This window comes from Tumebacillus lipolyticus (assembly GCF_042682745.1).
In the GTDB taxonomy this organism is placed as follows: domain Bacteria; phylum Bacillota; class Bacilli; order Tumebacillales; family Tumebacillaceae; genus Tumebacillus_A; species Tumebacillus_A lipolyticus.
The window spans coordinates 66,749-86,246 of the sequence record NZ_JBHUIO010000006.1; the positions used below are offsets into that span (position 1 = coordinate 66,749).

The window sequence follows — 19,498 nt, forward strand, 5'->3', positions numbered from 1 at the left end:
ATCCACTTTTCCATTTTGGTTCAGCGGCAGCGCTTCGAGCACCGCAAAGGCGGACGGCACCATGTAATCGGGCACCCGCGCCTTCAGATGGCTGCGAAGTTCGCCGATCGTCAGCGTCTGTCCCGCCTCGTACACCACATAGGCGACCAGACGCTTGTCGCCCGGAGTCGGCTCCTGCACATCGACGACCGCTTCGCGCACCTCGGCGAGCTGGCACAAGAGCTTTTCGATCTCGCCCAGCTCGATGCGGAACCCGCGAATCTTCACCTGGTTGTCGATCCGGCCCAAGAACTCCAGCGCCCCGTCGGGCAGGCGGCGCACCAAGTCTCCCGTCCGGTACCACCGCTTTCCTTCTCTCGTCACATACTTCTCTTCGGTCAAATCTGCTCGGCGGAAATACCCGCGGCTGACTCCCGCTCCGCCGATGTACAGCTCGCCCGACACTCCGACCGGTACCGCCTGTCCGCTCTCATCGCAGACCCGCAAGTTGGCGTTGGCAAGCTTGGTGCCGATCACCATCTTGTCCAGCGCTCGCTCGCGCGGCACATGGTAGCTGGAGCAGATGATCGTGCCTTCTGTCGGCCCGTACAGCACCTGAACCTTCGCTTGGCGGAACACCCGGTGCATCGCTTGCAACAGGTCGGGCGGCACCGCATCCCCGCCGATGAAGATCGTCCGCAGGCGGTCATAGCGCTCGCTCGGTCGCTGCTGCTCCTCGATCGTCTGCACGATCTGCCGCATCAGGCTCGGCACCGTGTGGATCATCGTGTACCGCTCCAGATCGGTCAGCAGTCGGCTCACGTCGAGCACCTGCTCTTTGGTCAACACTTCTGATCGGCCGCCGACCAGCAGCGGGTTGAGCAGTTCGAACAGCGCGATGTCGAACGCCACCGAGGCGATCCACGGGAACACGTCCGCTTCGGCGAACGCGAACTGATCTTGCGCCGCCATGATCGTGCTGACCAGGTTGCGATGCTCGACCATCACCGCTTTCGGTCGTCCGGTCGAGCCTGACGTGTAGATCATGTAGGCCAAATCGCTCGGGGCGATCTCGTGCGTCAGATTCGATTCTGAATAGCTGGCGAGGCGCTCCAGATCCGCATCGAGGCGGACGACGCTCGCAGGCGAGACTGGCAGTCTGTCGAGCAGGTGCGACTGTGTCACCATGACCGACGCTTCGCTGTCTTCGAGGATCAGCGAGATGCGCTCCTCCGGATAGGCGGTGTCGAGCGGCACGTACGCTCCGCCCGCCTTCAAGATGCCGAGCAGGCCGATCACGAGGTCTGCAGAGCGCTCGACGAACAGCGTGACCATCACATCTGAGCCGACGCCGAGCTCGCGCAGATGGTGCGCCAAGCGGTTGGCGCGGCCGTTCAGCTCGCGATAGGTCAGCGATTGCCCTGCGAACTGCACCGCCACCGCATCTGGCGTGCGCGCCACCTGCGCTTCGAACAGGCGATGGATGATCGCGTCCGACTCCGGCAGGTCTGCCTCCAGCTCCACCAGCAGGTGCTGTCGCTCCTGCTCGGTCAGCATCGGCAAGGCGGAGACGCGCTGCTCGGCGCTCGCGGCGATCGAATGCAACAGCTGCTGAAAGTGTCCGATCATGCGCTCGATCGTGGACGCATCGAACAGGTCGGTGTTGTATTCGAACGAACCGCGCAAGCCCGCCTCGTCTTCATGCATCGACAGCGAGAGGTCGAACTTGGCGATCTTGCTCTCATAGTCGACCGGCTGGATGGTCAGCCCGGTCAGGTCGATCGCGCCGACCGGTGCGTTTTGCAGGGCAAAGAACACTTGGAACAGCGGCGATCTGCTTCTGTCCCGCTCCGGCTGCAGCTCTTCGACCAATTTTTCGAACGGCAGATCCTGATGCGCATACGCCCCGAGCGCCACCTCGCGCACGCGGTCGAGCAGTTCGGCAAAGGTCGGGTCGCCCGACAGGTCGGTGCGCAAGACAAGCGTGTTGACAAAAAATCCGATCAGCGCTTCTGTCTCCTGCGCGTTTCGCCCGGCGATCGGCGTGCCGACGATGATCTCCTCTTGGCCGCTGTAGCGGAAGAGCAGCGTTTGGAAGGCGCTGAGCAAGGTCATGAACAGCGTGCTGCCCTGTCGCTGCCCGATTCGTTTCAGCGCTTCTGCCACCTCGCTTGCGACCGCAAACGGCGCCAGCGCGCCGACGTGCGTCTGCACCGGCGGGCGCGGGCGATCGGTCGGCAGTTGCAGGGCGGGCAACTCTCCGCCCAACTGCTCCTTCCAGTAGTCCAACTGCGCTTGCAACACGTCGCCGGAAAGCCAGTTGCGCTGCCAGACCGCATAGTCGGCATACTGGATCGCAAGCTCCGGCAACGGCGAGGGCAAGCCAGCCCCATACGCTTCATAGAGCGCGGCAAACTCCTGGATGAACACGCCCATCGACCAGCCATCGGAGACGATGTGGTGCATGTTCAGGAGCAGCACATGATCGGAAGCGTCCAATTCCAGCAGGGAGAATCTCACCAAAGAGCCTGCCAGCAGGTCGAACGGACGCTCCGCCTCCGCCTGCACCAGCCGCTCGACTTCTCGCGCTTGCTGTTCGGCTGTCAGGCCTTGCAGGCTCTGCACAGGCAGCGATTGCCAAACGGGGGCTGCGATCGCTTGCAGCGGCTGCCCCTCTCGCTCGACAAACGAGGTGCGCAGCGATTCGTGACGGTCAAGAATGCTGTTGATCGTCCGCTCCAGCACCTGCAGATCGAGCGCCCCTTGCAGGCGCACCGCATACGGCATGTTGTACACGGCGGTGCCAGGCAGGAGTCGCTCCACCAGCCACAGGCGCTGTTGGGCAAAGGACAGCGGAAGCGGCCCGTTGCGATCCGCCTTTTCGATCGCAGGAGTTAGCGCTCCTTCCTCTCGGTGCAACGCTTCTGCGACCGCGCCGGCCAAGCTTTCGACCGTCGCATTTTCAAACAGCGCCCGCAGCGGAATCTGCAGTCCGAAGGCGCGGTTGAGGCGCGACATCACCTGTGTCGCCAACAGAGAGTGCCCGCCGAGTTCGAAAAAGTTGTCCGCAGCTCCGACCTGCGGCGAATTGAGCACGTCCGCCCAGATCGCGGCGACCATCTCTTCGACCGGCGTGCGCGGCGCCACGTAGCTGCTGTCCTGCGCGAGCTGGGAGCGGTCGGGCGCAGGGAGTGCGCGGCGATCCACCTTGCCGTTCGCATTGAGCGGCATCGCCTCAAGCAGCACATACTCTGGCGGCACCATGTGCTCCGGCAGGCGCTCTTTCAAGAAGCTGCGCAAGAGGTGTCTGTCCACCTCGGCCGACGGGTGCGCCACCAGATAGGCCACCAGCCGCTTGTCGCCCGGCATCTCCTCGCGGGCGATCACCACCGCCTCCTTGACCGCTTCATGCTGGCTGAGCACAGTTTCGATCTCCCCGAGCTCGACGCGCATCCCGCGGATCTTCAGCTGGTTGTCGATGCGCCCGAGAAATTGAATCGCGCCATCACGGCGGAAATACCCGCGATCTCCCGTCTTGTACAGCTGTTCACCAGGCACGAACGGGTTGGGCAAAAAGGACTCGGCGGTGCGCTCCGGGTTGTTCAAATAATTCCGGGCCAACCCGATACCGCCCAGATACAGCTCGCCTGGCACCCCGATCGGCACCGGTTGCAGATGCGCATCGAGCACATAACAGCGGTTGTTGTCGATCGGACGGCCGACCGAGACGATCTCCGCCCCCGACTCGTCCGCTTCGGTGCAGACGTGGACGGTCGAGTCGATCGACACTTCGGTCGCGCCCCACGTGTTGTGCAGCTGGCAGCCGACCCGCTCGCGGAACTGGCGCACCAGGTTGGCGCGCAGCGCCTCGCCGCTGGAGCCGACGTGGCGCAGACAGCGCAGTTTTTCCCGATCGTCCGCGGTGATCGTCTCGACCACCAGCGCCAACATGCTCGGCACGAACGTGGTGAAGGCGACTTGGTAGCGGATCGCCGCATCGAGGATCGCGCGCGGATCTTTGTGCAAACCGGGCTCCATCAGCGCGATTCGCGCGCCGACCATCAGCGGCCAATAGAACTCGCAGGCGGCGTCGTCAAAGGTGAGCGTGGTCTTTTGCAGAACGCTCTCCTGCGCTTCCAGCTGGTAGTGGCGCTGCATCCAGACCATCCGGTTGACCCAGCCGCGATGCGTGCTGGCGACACCTTTCGGCCTTCCGGTCGAGCCGGACGTGTAGTAGATCGAGACGAGGTGGTCGGGCGTGACCGCCACCTGCGGCGCGGTCGCTCGATAGCTGCCCAGCCGAACCGCATCTTCTGCTGTCGGATCGAGGGACAGGTAGACTGCCACATCGTCAGGCAGGCGCTCGCGCAGATGGCTCTGCGTCAGGCAGATCGGCGCTTGCGCATCTGTCAGCACTTGGGCGATCCGCGCGGTCGGAGCTTCTGTGTCGAGCGGCAGGTAGGCGCCGCCCGCCTTTAAGATGCCGAGCAGCGCGACCACCATCTCCAGCGAGCGATCCATGCACAGGCCGACCGGCACATCGGGGCCGACGCCCAGCTCGATCAGCCGATGCGCCAAGCGGTTCGATTGCGCTTCCAGTTCGGCATAGGTGATCTCCTGCTCGCCGAAGATCGCCGCCACGCGCTCCGGTGCGCGCTCGACCTGCTGCTCGAACAGCTGGTGCAGACACAGCTGGTCGGGGAAGGCCACATCCGTTCGGTTCCATTCGACCACGACCTGCTGAAACTCCGCATCTGACAACATCTGCAGGCGCGTGATGCGTTGCTCCGGCTGTGCGGCGATCGACCTGAGCAGCGTTTGGAAATGCTCGATCATCCGCTCCACCGTCACCAGATCGAACAGGTCGGTGTTGTACTCGAAAGATGCATGAAGAGCTCCATCCGCCTCGGTCATCAGCAGCGAGAGGTCAAATTTGGCGATCTGGCTCTCATACTCGACCGGCTGGATCGTCAGCTCAGGGAGTTCGATCGCCGACATCGGCGCGTTTTGCAGGGCGAACAGCACTTGGAACAGCGGCGAACGGCTGAGATCGCGCTCCGGCTGCAGCTCTTCGACCAGCCGTTCAAACGGCACATCCTGATGCGCATACGCTCCGAGCGCCACCTCTTTGACGCGGCCGAGCAGTTCGACAAAAGTGGGCTGACCTGAAAGGTCGGTGCGCAACACCTGCGTGTTGACAAAAAAGCCGATCAGCTCTTCCGTCTCCCGGCGCGTCCTGCCGGCGATCGAAGTGCCCACAGAGATATCTTCCTGTCCGCTGTAGCGGGAGAGAAACGCTTGGAACGCGCCGAGCAGCGTCATGAACAGCGTGACGCCGTGGCGCTGGCTGAGCTGTTGCAGGACAGCGGTCAGCTCCGGTTCAACGGTGAAGTGTTTGATCGCGCCCACATACGTCTGCACCGGAGGGCGAGGACGATCGGTCGGCAGCTGCAAGACGGGCAGTTCGCCGCCCAATTGCTCTTTCCAATAGGCGAGCTGCTCTTCGAGCGCCTCGCCTTCCAGCGCATCCCGCTGCCAAGCCGCATAGTCGACATATTGAATCGCAAGCTCAGGGAGCGGTGACTCCTCCCCGGCGGCATACGATCGATAGAGCGTGGCAAACTCGTTGATGAACACGCCCATCGACCAGCCGTCGGAGATGATGTGGTGCATGTTCAGGATCAGGACGTGCTCCGCCTCCTGCAGTTGCAACAGGGCGAAGCGCACCAAGGGGCCGGTCAGCAGATCGAAAGGTCGATCCGCTTCCGCTTGCACCTGTCGCCTCACCTCCACCTCCTGCTCCTCAGCGGAGAGCATTTGCAGGTTCACGACGGGCAAGGACCGCCAGACGGGATCTGCGATCACCTGCACCGGCTGATCGTCCACCTCGGCAAAATGGGTGCGCAGCGCCTCGTGCCGCCTGATGATCTCGTTGATGCTTCTCTCCAGCTCTGACTGGCGCAAAGCACCCTGCAACCGCACCGCAAACGGCATGTTGTAGACGGCGGTGCCTGGCAGCAGCCGATCGACGACCCACAGGCGCTGCTGGGCAAAGGAGAGCGGGAGTCGAGCGCTGCGATCGACGCTTGCGATCGGCGTCGCCACCGCCCTCTGCTCGCCCTGCTGCATCTGCTCGATGCGCGCTGCCAGCTCTTCTGCGCTCGATGTTTCGAAGAGCGCTCGCAGCTGAATCTCCACGCCGCATTCTGCCTGCAGGCGAGAGACGACCTGTGTCGCCAGCAGCGAGTGTCCGCCCAGATCGAAAAAGTTGTCCAGCATGCTGACCTGCGGCACGCGCAGCACATCCGCCCAGATCGCGGCGACCTGCTCTTCGAGCGCGGTGCGCGGTGCCACGTAAGGGGAGTCTCCGCCAAACTGGGAGGCATCAGGGGCGGAGAGTTTGCGCTGATCCACCTTGCCGTTCTGGTTGAGCGGCAGTTCGTCCAGCTGCACGAAGGCGGACGGGACCATGTACTCGGGCAACCGCTCCTTGAGGAACGCGCGGAGCTCGCTCCGCTCCACCTCCATCTGCTCCTGCACCACCAGATAGGCGACCAGTCGCTTGTCCCCCGGCGCATCTTCGCGCACCATCGCATAGCTGTCCAGCACCGCCGGGTGCTGCCCGATCATCGCTTCCACCTCGCCGAGCTCGATGCGGAACCCGCGGATCTTCACCTGGCTGTCGATCCGGCCGAGGAAGTCGATCGTCCCATCCGGCAGGTAGCGCACCAGATCGCCCGTCTTGTACAGGCGCTCCCCTTCTGCAAAGGGACTCGGGATAAACGTTTGGGCGGTCAGCTCCGGCCGGTTGAGGTACTCGCGGGCAAGCCCCGCTCCGCCGATGTACAGCTCGCCTGCCACGCCGATCGGAACTGGTTGCAAGTGGCGATCCAGCACGTAGACGGTGGTGTTGGCGATCGGACGACCGATCGGCACCGACCCGTCGAGCTCGCTTTCTGCTGTCACCGGGTAGTAAGTGGTGAACGTCGTGCTCTCCGTCGGGCCATAGCAGTTGATCAGCTGGCAGTTCTGCAAGCGCTCGACCACTTTTTTCACATGCGCCACCGACAGCGTATCCCCGCCTGCCAACAGTTGGCGGACGCCGCGCAGGTCGTCCAGATGCTCGTCCACCATCTGGTGGAACAGTCCGGTCGTCAGCCACAGCGTGCTGATCTGATGCTCGCAGATCACATCGCGCAGCTCCGACAGCGACAGCTGTCCCGCTGGGCAGATGATCAGGCGGGCGCCGTTTAACAGGCTGCCCCAGATCTCAAACGTCGAGGCGTCAAAGGCGACCGGCGCAAACTGCAGGAACACTTCGTCTGGCGAGAAGCTCACATAGTCGGTCTCTTTGACCAGTCGCACGACGCCGCGATGCGGCACGCAGACACCTTTTGGCTGCCCGGTCGAGCCGGATGTGTAGAGCACATAGGCCAGATGGTCGGGCGTGATCTCACCTCTCGGCTCCGTCTCGCTCTGCGCTGCGATCCGCTCCGCATCGCGGTCGAACAGCACCACCTGCGCAGGGTGAGGCGGCAGTTGCTCCGCCCACTCCCGCTTGGTCAGCAGCGTGTGGATATTCGCGTCTTCCAACTGATAGAGGACGCGCTCCACCGGGTCGTTCGGGTTGATCGGCACGTAGACGCCGCCCGCCTTCAAGATGGCGAGCAGGCCGACGATCAGTTCGAGCGACCGCTCGGTGGTGATGCCGACGAACGTCTCCGCTCCCACGCCCTGCTGTTGCAGATGGTGGGCGAGCTGGTTGGCGCGGGCGTTCAGCTCGGCGTAGGTCAGCTGTTGCTCCCCATAGACGAGCGCCACCGCATCGGGCGTGCGCGCCGCTTGCTCGGTGAACAGCTGGTGGATGCTCACTTCCGGGTAGGCGGTCGCTGTGTCGTTCCAGACCACCACCTGCTGGTGGCGCTCCTGTTCGGTCAAGAGCGGCAAATCAGAAATTTTCCGCTCTGGCTGCTGAACAATCCCCGCAAGCAACCGCTGATAATGTCCGATCAGCCGTGCGATCGTGCTGGCAGCAAACAGGTCGGCGTTGTAGATCAGCGTGCCGAACAACTGCCCGTCCCGCTCTTCCATCGACAGTTCGAGGTCGAACTTGGCGGCGGTGCTATCCACCACAAAGGGCGAGATCGTAAGCCCTGGCAGTTCCACCTTGCCCGTCTGCGAATTTTGCAAGACGAACAGCGCTTGGAAAAAGGGCGAAACGCTTCTGTCGCGCTCCGGCAGCAGCTCGCCGACCAGCTTTTCGAACGGCACATCCTGGTGCGCATAGGCGCTGAGCGTCACCTCTTTGACGCGCTCCAGCAGTTCGTCCAGGGTCGGATCGCCCGACAGATCGGTGCGCAACACCAGCGTGTTGACAAAAAAACCGATCAGCCCTTCCAGCTCTGTGCGATTGCGCCCGGCGATCGGCGAGCCGACCGCGACGTCCGTCTGCCCGCTATAGCGGGCGAGCAACAGCTGAAACGCTCCGAGCAACGTCATGAACAGGGTCAGCCCGCGGCGCTGGCTCAGCGCTTTCAGCTCGGAGGTCAGCGCTGTGGGAAGCGCAAACCGTTCCAGAGCCCCGCGATTGGTCTGCGTCGGCGGGCGCTTGTGGTCGAACGGCAGTTGCATCGCTGGCAGATCGCCGCCCAATTGCTCGCGCCAATAGGACATCTGCGTTTCGAGGACCTCTCCCTCCAGCCATTCCTTCTGCCAGTGTGCATAGTCTGCATACTGAATCGGCAGGTCGGGCAGCGCTGGCTCTTGTCCGGCAGAAAAAGCGTGATAGCACGCCACCAGCTCCTGCATCAAGACACCGATTGACCAGCCGTCGGAGATGATGTGATGCAGGGTGAGGAGCAGGACGTGGTCCTGCTCCTCAAGGCGAATCAGCTTGGCCCGCAACAGCGGCCCCCGCTCCAGATCGAACGGGGTCATCACCTCTGCGCTCGCCAGCTCGATCAGCTTGCCTTCCCGCTCCGCTTGCGGGCAGCCTTCCAGATCGACCTGAGCGATCGAAAGCGACAGGGAGGTGACGACGATCTGCAACAGCTCCCCCTCTTCATAGGCGAACGTCGTGCGCAAGCTCTCATGCCGCCAGATGATTTCATTGATGCTCTCCTCCAGCGCCGCTACGTCCAAGCGCCCTTGAAATCGACCTGTAAACGGAACGTTGTAGACCGCCTGCCCAGGTTCGAGCTGATCAAGAAACCACAACCGCTGTTGGGCAAATGATGCGGGAAATGCAAATTCTTCTATCGAATCGATCGCTTCCTCCGACCCGGTCTCCGCGTGGAGATCAGGATCGGAGGAAGATCGGTCTGTCCAACGATCTGACATCGTTCTTCCTCCTTTGCGTTGCTTGGTTTAGCGTTTCCGGCGGTAGGCGGTTCGGTTCAGCCCTTGGATCGGCGCCTGTTGCTTCTGGCTGTCGCTCGTCGCAAGGTGCTGGTCGATCAGCTTGGCAAAATCGGCGATCGTCGGCAGCTCGATCAGCTTCCGCAGCGGCACTTCCATCTGGAACTCCAAGCGGATGCGCGAGATGATCTGCGTCGCCAGCAGCGAGTGTCCGCCAAGTTCGAAGAAGTTGTCTTGCGTGCCCACGCGGTCGACGCCTAACACGTCGGCAAAGATTTTGACCAACCGCTCCTCCGTCGGCGTGCTCGGCGCCACATAGTGGGTGCTCGACAGCATTCCATGATCGGGTGCGGGCAGCGCGCGGCGATCCACCTTGCCGTTTTGGTTCAGCGGCAGCTTCTCCAGCTGCACGAACGCGGACGGGATCATGTAGTCGGGCAATCGCCCCTTGAGGAACGCCCGGAACTCGCTCTGCTCCACCTGCTCTTGCACCACCAGGTAGGCGACCAGTCGCTTGTCCCCCGGTGCATCTTGGCGCACCATCGCATAGCATTTCTGCACTGCAGGATGCTGCCCGATCATCGCTTCCACCTCCCCAAGCTCGATGCGGAACCCGCGGATCTTCACTTGACCGTCAATCCGGCCGAGGAAGTCGATCGTCCCATCCGACAGGTAGCGCACCAGGTCGCCCGTCTTGTACAGGCGCTCCTCTTCGGCAAACGGGCTTGTGACAAACGTTTGGGCGGTCAGCTCCGGCTGGTTGAGATACTCGCGGGCCAGCCCCGCACCCCCGATGTACAGCTCGCCTGCCACGCCGACCGGTACGGGTTGCAGGTGGCGATCCAGCACGTAGACGGTCGTGTTGGCGATCGGGCGGCCGATCGGCACCGACCCGTCGAGCTCGCTCGCTGCTGTCACTTGGTAGCAGGTGGTGAACGTCGTGTTCTCCGTCGGCCCGTACCCGTTGATCAGTCGGCAGTTCGGCCAGCGCTCGACCACTTTTTTCACATGCGCCACCGACAGCGCATCCCCGCCTGCCAGCAGCTGGCGGACGCCGCCTAGGTCGTCCAGATGCTCGTCCACCATCTGATGGAACAGCCCGGCAGTCAGCCACAGCGTGCTGACCTGATGCTCGCAGATCACATCGCGCAGCTCCGACAGCGACAGTTGCCCAGCTGGGCAGAGGACGAGGCGGGCGCCGTTTAGCAGACTGCCCCAGATCTCAAACGTCGAGGCGTCGAAGGCGACAGGTGCAAACTGCAGGAACACCTCATCTGGCGAGAAGCTCACATAGTCGGTCTCCTTCACCAGGCGGACGACGCCGCGATGCGGCACGCAGACCCCTTTCGGCTGTCCGGTCGAGCCGGACGTGTAGACCGTATAGGCCAAATGGTCAGGGGTGATCGCAGAGGTCGGCTCCGTCTCGCTCTGCGCCCCGATCTTTTCTGCATCGCGATCGAAGAGCACCACTTGCGCAGGGTGGGGCGGCAGTTGCTCAGCAAACTCCTGGTTGGTCAACAGCGTGTGAATGTTCGCATCTTCCAGCTGATAGAGAACGCGCTCCACCGGGTCGTTCTGGTTGATCGGGACATAGACGCCGCCCGCTTTCAAAATGGCCAGCAGGCCGACGATCAGTTCGAGCGACCGCTCGGTGGTGATGCCGACGAACGTCTCCGCTCCCACGCCCTGCTGCTGCAGGTAGTGCGCGAGCTGGTTGGCGCGGGCATTCAGTTCAGCGTAGGTCAGCTGTTGCCCCTCAAAGACAACCGCCACCGCATCGGGCGTGCGCATCGCCTGCTCGCTGAACAGCTGGTGGATGCACGTTTCCGGATAGGAGGTCGCCGTGTCGTTCCACACCACCAACTGCTTGTGGCGCTCCTGTTCGCTCATCATTTCCAAGTCGCCGATCTTTCGTTCGATCGCCACAAGCATCTGCTCGATCAGCATTTGCAGATGGCCGAGCAAACGCGTCACAGTCTCATCTGCAAACTGTTGGCGATCATAGTTGGCGATCAGCGACAGCGCTTTGCCAGGCAGGGCGGTCACCGTGATCGGGAAGTTGGTCATGTCGCTCTGCACCACATCGGTGATCTTCAGACCACCAGCCTTCCCAGAGATCGCTTCGTCCACCGGGAAGTTTTCGAAGACCAAAATCGAGTCGAACAGATTGGTTCCGCGCGGAATCTCGCTCAGCTCCTGCACGCTGACCAGAGGCGTGTATTCGTATTCGCGCAACTCCGCCTGCTGGGCTTGCAAACCTTTCAGGAAGGTCAACACCTCGGTGTCGGAGCTGAACGTCGCCCGCATCGGCAAGGTGTTGATAAACAGCCCGACCATCGTCTCCACCCCTGCCAGTTCGGCCGGACGGCCGGAGACGGTGGTGCCGAACAGCACGTCCTCTTCCCCGCTGTAGCGGGAGAGCAGGATCGACCACGCGCCTTGCACCAACGTGTTCAAGGTCAGCTGGTGCTGTCTGGCCAGCGCTTGCAGTGATTCTGTGCGCTGCTCCGACAACGACGCCTTCTGCTCGCCATATTTTTTCCCCGCTTCGCTTTGCGAACTGTGCGCCTTCTCCGTCCCGATCGAAGTCGGCACAGAGAATCCGGCAAGCCGGTTGCGCCAGTAGCGCTCGGCAGCAGCTGCATCCTGCTTTTGCAACCACGCGATGTAGTCGCGGTATGGGCGCGTCGCTCCAAGCTCTGCTACCTGACCCAAAGCGTATTGGTCGTACAGGGCGAACAGCTCTTTGAACAGGAGCGGCAAGGACCAGCCGTCGAGCAGCAGATGGTGCGACGTCCAGACCAAGCGCTGCACGCCCTCCTCCATCTCGATCAACGTCATGCGGATCAGCGGCGCCGCCTGCAGGTCGAAACCGCGACGGCTGTCCGCTTCTAAGAACGTCGCCAGTTGGGTCGCTCGCTCCTCCGCAGACAGGTGCGTCCAATCTGCTTGCTCGATCGGCACTTGCACGTTGCGCCTGACCACTTGCAGCAGCTTGCCCATGCCTTCCCAATAGAAGGAGGTGCGCAGGATCGAATGGCGCTCCAGCACCGTCTGCCAAGCCCGCTGCAAGGCAGACAGGTTCAGCCGCTCATGCAGCGCAAAATGCAGCTGCGTCACATAGACGCCCGAATCGGGAGCGAGCAGGCTGTGGTACAGCATGCCTTGTTGCATCGGGGACAGCGCATAGATCTGTTCGATCTCCGCGCGGTTGACCGATCGCTCGGCCAGACTGGCGACGACGCTGTCCAGCTCGCTCTGCATCAGCTTCGCCTCGGCGAAGTCGGACGGTGTGAAGCCGCCCGCGTCCGGCGATTGGCAATGTGCGATCAATTCGCGCAGCGCCTGCACAAACGAGTTGGCGACCCGCTCGATCGTCTCGCGGCGATGCAGCGAGCTGCTGTACGTCCAAGTCATCTGGAGCTGCCCGCCCTGCACGCCGCCGTTGATCTCCAACAGGTGGCTGCGCGCATTGCGCCCGCTCTGCACAGCGCCTGCCGGGGCGGTGGAGAGCGCAAACAGAGAAGACTCGGCAAACGTCTGGTCGAGTTGCCCCAGATAGTTGAACAGCACCTCTGGCGCTGCGATCCCCAGCTCGCTTCGCAACAGTCCGTAGCCGATCCCGCGGTTCGGGATGGCGCGGAGCTGTTCTTTGACCGCTTTGATCGCCTGGCCGGATGTCGAGCGGTCAGACAGGTCGACCAGCACCGGATAGGAGGTGGTGAACCACCCGACCGTGCGGGACAGATCCACGCCGGCAAACAGGTCTTCCCGCCCATGACCTTCTAACGCGACCAGCAGCGATCGATCGCCCGTCCACAGGGCGAACGATTCTGCTAAAGCGGTCAGCAACAGATCGTTGATCTGCGTGTTGTACGCTTTGGCCGTCTCTTGCAACAGCGCCTGCGTTTCCTCTGCGCTGAGCGAAACGGTCAGATGATCGGTCGATTCGACGCGGTTGACACCTTCCGCATGGTCGAGCGGCAAGCGCACAACATTCGCTCGCTGCACTTGCGACCATGCGTCCCGCTCCGCCAAAAGCGCATCAGATGCAGCATAAGCGTGGAGCCGCTCCGACCATTTTTGTAGCGATGTGGTCTTCGGAGGCAGTTGGATCGCCTCACCCGCACAGCGCTGGCGATAGGCGAGCTCTAGGTCTTGGAGCAAAATGCGCCAAGAGACGCCGTCGGTGACCAGATGATGGATGATCACCAGCAGACGGCTCGGTCGATCTGCACCAAGATCGGCGTGCAGGAAGCGCACCAGCGACCCTTGCTCAAGGTCGAGCGACGCTTGCGCACGTTCTGCCTCCAGCAGGAATGCGGGCTCTTGCTCCTCAGGCGGCAGGGCGGACAGGTCGAGCGCCGTAAACGGTACATCCTGACCCGGCTCCCCGGCGATCTGTTGCCATCCATCCTCCGCTCGCAGATAGCGCATCCGCAGCGCATCGTGATGCATCAGCAGGTGCCCGCACGCTTCGCGCAGCAGATCGAGGTTCACCCGCTCCTTCAGTTCGAGCAGAACCGACATGTTGAAGTGGTGCGCCGCTTCCAGCTTTTGCTCGAAGAACCATTGCTGCATCGGCGTCAACAGCACTTCCCCTGTCACCAGCCCCTGATCGATCACCTCTTCTGCCGCAGTGCCTGCCACCGCAGCCAGCTCGGCGATCGTCTGATGCTGGAACAAGTCTTTCGGAGTCAGGCGGACTCCCTTTTGGTTGGCGCGGTTGATGATCTGAATGCTCAAGATCGAGTCGCCGCCCAGCTCGAAGAAATTATCGTGGATGCCCACGCGCTCCTGACGCAGCAGTGCCGACCAGATTTCGGCCAGCGCCTGCTCCACCTCGTTGCGCGGCGCCACATAGCTGCTGTCCAGATCGGTGCGATCGAGCGTCGGCTCGGGCAGAGCGCGGCGATCGACCTTGCCGTTCTGGTTCAGCGGCAGCGCTTCGAGCACCATAAAGGCGGACGGCACCATATAGTCGGGCAGGCTCGCTTTCAGATCGACTCGCAGCGAGGTTGCGGACAGCTCCGCCCCCTCTTCTGGCACCACATAGGCGACCAGACGCTTGTCGCCCGGAGTCGGCTCGTGCACGACGGCGATCGCTTCCCGCACATCGGCGCGCTGGCAGAGCACCGTTTCGATCTCGCCCAGCTCGATGCGGAACCCGCGAATCTTCACCTGATTGTCGATCCGGCCCAAGAACTCCAGCGTCCCGTCTGGCAGGCGGCGCACCAAGTCTCCCGTCCGGTACCACCGCTTCCCTTCTCTCGTCACATACTTCTCTTCAGTCAGATCTGCTCGGCGGAAATACCCGCGGCTGACTCCCGCTCCGCCGATGTACAGCTCGCCCGATACCCCGACCGGCACCGCCTGTCCGCTCGCATCGCAGACCCGCAAGTTGGCGTTGGCAAGCTTGGTGCCGATCACCATCTTGTCCAGCGCTCGCTCGCGCGGCACATGGTAGCTGGAGCAGATGATCGTGCCTTCTGTCGGCCCGTACAGCACCTGAACCTCCGCTTGGCGGAACACCCGGTGCATCGCTTGCAACAGGTCGGGCGGCACCGCATCCCCGCCGATGAAGATCGTCCGCAGGCGGTCATAGCGCTCGCTCGGCCGCTGCTGCTCCTCGATCGTCTGCACGATCTGCCGCATCAGGCTCGGCACCGTGTGGATCATCGTGTACCGCTCCAGATCGGTCAGCAGTCGGCTCACGTCGAGCACCTGCTCTTTGGTCAACACTTCTGATCGGCCGCCGACCAGCAGCGGGTTGAGCAGTTCGAACAGCGCGATGTCGAACGCCACCGAGGCGATCCACGGGAACACGTCCGCTTCGGCGAACGCGAACTGGTCTTGCGCCGCCATGATCGTGCTGACCAGGTTGCGATGCTCGACCATCACCGCTTTCGGTCGTCCGGTCGAGCCGGACGTGTAGATCATGTAGGCCAGGTCGCTCGGGGCGACCTCGTGCGTCAGATTCGATTCTGAATAGCTGGCGAGGCGCTCCAGATCCGCATCGAGGCGGACGACGCTCGCAGGCGAGACCGGCAGTCGGTCGAGCAGGTGCGACTGTGTCACCATGACCGACGCCTCGCTGTCTTCGAGGATCAGCGAGATGCGCTCCTCCGGATAGGCGGTGTCGAGCGGCACGTACGCTCCGCCCGCCTTCAGGATGCCGAGCAGGCCGATCACGAGGTCTGCGGAGCGCTCGACGAACAGCGTGACCATCACATCGGGGCCGACGCCGAGCTCGCGCAGATGGTTCGCCAAGCGATTGGCGCGGCCGTTCAGCTCGCGATAGGTCAGCGATTGCCCTGCGAACTGCACCGCCACCGCATCTGGCGTGCGCGCCACCTGCGCTTCGAACAGGCGATGGATGATCGCGTCCGACTCCGGCAGGTCTGCCTCCAGCTCCACCAGCAGGTGCTGTCGCTCCTGCTCGGTCAGCATCGGCAGGTCGTCGATCGCCTGTGCAGGGCGAGACAGCATGTTTTCCAGCAGCGTGGTCAGATGGCCGAGCATGTGCGTGACCACCACATCTTCAAAGCGCTGCGCATCATAGCTCACATGCAGCGTCAACGCTTCGCCTGGCAACGCGGTCACCGTCAGCGGATAGTTGGTCATCTGTCCGAGCCGCACATCGGTGATCTCAAGCTCCCCGACTTTTGAAACAGCTTCCTGCAGCGGGTAGTTTTCAAAGACCAAGATCGACTCGAACAGATCGGAGCCGCGCGGTACATCGCTCCACTCCTGCACGTTCACCAGCGGCGTATGTTCAAACTCGCGCATGCTCGCCTGCTGCGCTTGCATCCCTTTCAGGAACGTCAACAGGTCGGTCTCCGGCGTGAACTGCGCGCGCATCGGCAGCGTGTTGATAAACAGCCCGACCATCGATTCGACGCCCGTCAAATCGGCAGGGCGCCCCGAGACGGTGGTGCCGAACAGCACATCGCCTTCCCCGCTGTAGCGGGAGAGCATGATCGCAAACGCGCCTTGCACCAGATTGTTCAAGGTCAGCTGATGCTGTCTGGCCCGCCCTTGCATCGCAGCGGTCAGCTCCTGAGACAGCACCGTCTGTTGCTCCCGATACTCTTTTTCCGCAGGTGCGTCACCGAGGCGCGTCCGATCGACCCCGAGCGGAGTCGGTGCCAAGAACCCGGAGAGCTGTTGTTGCCAGTGCGCTTTCGCCAGCGCCAAGTCCTGTTTTTGCAGCCAGGCGATGTACTCGCGATAGGGTCGTGCGCTGCCCAGTCGCAGTTCGTTCCCTTGCACATCGCTGTCGTACAGCGCAAACAGCTCTTTGATCAAGAGCGGCAGCGACCAGCCGTCGAGCAGCAGGTGATGGGACGTCCAGATCAGGCGTTGCACCTGTTCGCCCAATCGGATGATCGTCAGGCGCATCAGCGGCGCGAGGTGCAGTTCGAAGCCGCGTCGGCAGTCTTCGCTGGCAAACGATTCGATGTTCGCCGCCTGCTCTTCCGCTGTGAGCTCCTGCCAATCGAGCTGTTCGATCGGCAGCTGTACATGGCGCTGCACGACCTGCGCCAGTTGGCTCGTCCCTTGCCAGTAGAACGAAGTGCGCAAGATCGCATGGCGATCCAACACGTTTTGCCAGGCGCGATGCATCGCCGCCAGATCGAGGCGGCCGCGCAGCTCCAAGTTGACCTGCGTCACATAGACCCCCGTGTCGGGCGACACCAAGCTGTGGTACAACATCCCCTCCTGCGTGGGGGACAGCGCGTAGATCTGGTCGATCTCCGCACGCTTGATCGAGCGTTCGGCCAACGTTGCGACCAGCAGATCGAGCTCCTCCTGATCGAGCTTCGCCTCCGGGAAGTCGGACGGGGTGAACCCGCCCGCCTCTGCCGATCGGCAATGCTCGATCACGGCGCGCAGAGCGTCCAGATAGGACTGTGCCAACCGTTCGATCGTCTCTTCGCGATGGAGATGTGCGCTGTAGGTCCAGTCGATCCAGAGCTGTCCGTCCTGCACGCCTCCGTTCACTTCGAGCAGATGGCTGCGCTCGTTGCGGCCGCTGTAGACCGAGCCGCTCGATTCGGCAGAAAGCTTCAGCAGCGACGACTCGGCAAACGATTGGTCAAACTGGCCCAGGTAGTTGAAGATCACCTGCGGATTGGCCCATGCGGAAGCTCCGCCTTGCCCCTGCTCCTCTGCGCGCAGATAGCGCAGCAGCCCGTAGCCGATCCCGCGGTTTGGAAGCGCGCGCAGCTGCTCTTTGATCCCTTTGATCGTCCGACCGATCGAGCGGTGATCGCCAAGTTGTAGCTGCACCGGATAGGACGTGGTAAACCACCCGACCGTGCGGGAGAGGTCGACACCTGCGAGGATGTCCTCCCGTCCGTGCCCCTCCAGGCTGACCCAGAGCGATCGCTCTCCCGTCCAAGCGGCAAACGATTCGCCAAGCGCGGTCAGCAACAGGTCGTTGATCTGCGTGTTGTACGCTCTGGGCGCTTCTTGCAGCAGCGCCTGCGTCTCAGCGGCGCTCAGCTTGACGATCACATGGCGGCTCGATGCCACCGTGTTGTCACCCGCCTGCAGGTCGATCGGCAATCGCTCGATGCGCGCCTGCTTCGCGGGCAGCCACGCGTCCTGCTCCGCCCGCAACGACTCGGAGGTCGCATGTTCTGCCAACCGCTTCGCCCACTCTTGGAACGAGGTGGTCTTCGGCGGCAACTGTATCGGGCGACCGGCGAGGCGCTGAAGATAGGCGGTCTCCAAATCTTGCAGCAAAATCCGCCACGAGACGCCGTCGATCACCAGATGGTGCACGATCACCAGCAGTTGGTTCGCCCGCTCCGCACCGAGATCCGCATGCAGGAAGCGCACCAGCGGCGCTTCTGCGAGCGCAAAGGATGCTTGCAGGCGCTCCGCTTCGGCAAGCAAAGTCGCTTCCTGATCGGCGGCGGCGAGCGCAGACAGGTCGAGGGAAGCGAAAGGAACCTGCTCGCTCCACGCAGCGTTCTCCTGCTGCCACCCGCTCTCGCTTTCGAGGTAGCACATCCGCAGCGCATCGTGGTGCAGCAGCAAGTGAGCGATCGCCTCGCGCAGATGCTCGACATCCACCGCCTGTTGCAAGTCGAAGCGCAACGACATGTTGAAATGGTGAGCATCTTGCAGCTGCGACTGGAAGAACCAGCGCTGGATCGGCGTCAACAGCACCGCTCCGGTGACCATGCCCTGATCGATCACCGTCTCGGTCGCCGTGCCTGCCACCGCGGCCAGCTCGGCGATCGTCTGATGGTGGAACAGATCTTTCGGCGTCAGGTGAATGCCCTGCTGATTCGCGCGGTTGATGATCTGAATGCTCAAGATCGAGTCGCCGCCCAGCTCAAAGAAGTTGTCATGAATGCCGACCTGCTTCACCCGCAAAAGGGTCGACCAGATGTCTGCCAGCGACTGCTCCACCTCGTTGCGCGGCGCTTCATAGTCGTTGCCCGCTCCGAGTTGGGAGAGGTCGGGCGCTGGCAATGCCCGGCGATCCACCTTGCCGTTTTGGTTGAGCGGCAGTTTTTCCAACAGCACGAACGCGGAGGGGATCATGTAGTCGGGCAGGCGCTCTTTGAGATAGCTCCGCAGTTCACGGCCTTCCAGCTCGACCGCTTCCTGTGCCACCAGATAGGCGACCAATCTCCTGTCGCCCGGCACATCCTCTCTGGCGATCACCACCACCTCTTGCACGCTCTCATGCCCGCTGAGCACGCTTTCGATCTCTCCGAGCTCGATGCGGAACCCACGGATTTTCACCTGGCTGTCGATCCGGGCGAGGAAGTCGATCGAGCCGTCGGGCAGATAGCGCACCAGGTCGCCCGTCTTGTACAGGCGCTCCCCTTCAGCAAACGGGCTGGGCACAAAGGCAGTGCGGGTCAGCTCCGGCTGGTTGAGGTAGCCGCGAGCAAGCCCTGCGCCCCCGATGTACAGCTCTCCCGCCACTCCTACCGGAACGGGTTGCAGCTGGCGATCCAACACATAGAACGAGGTGTTGGAGATCGGCTTGCCGATCGGCACCGATTGGCCGACCACCACCTCGCGCACCGGATGGAAGCTGGCGAACGTGGTCGTCTCGGTCGGGCCGTACACGTGGATAAATTGCGTGTTCGGCAACTGGTCGATCAATTTTTTCAGATGGGCGGCAGACATCACT

Annotated in this window: 1 pseudogene (only partly in view); it reads right to left on the reverse strand. The window is 62.7% G+C overall.

The annotated features are described in order from the left end of the window. Positions 1-19,498, reverse strand: a pseudogene (locus ACFSOY_RS11940) (non-ribosomal peptide synthase/polyketide synthase); its annotated part runs 13,559 nt beyond the window's last position; the annotation flags it as partial.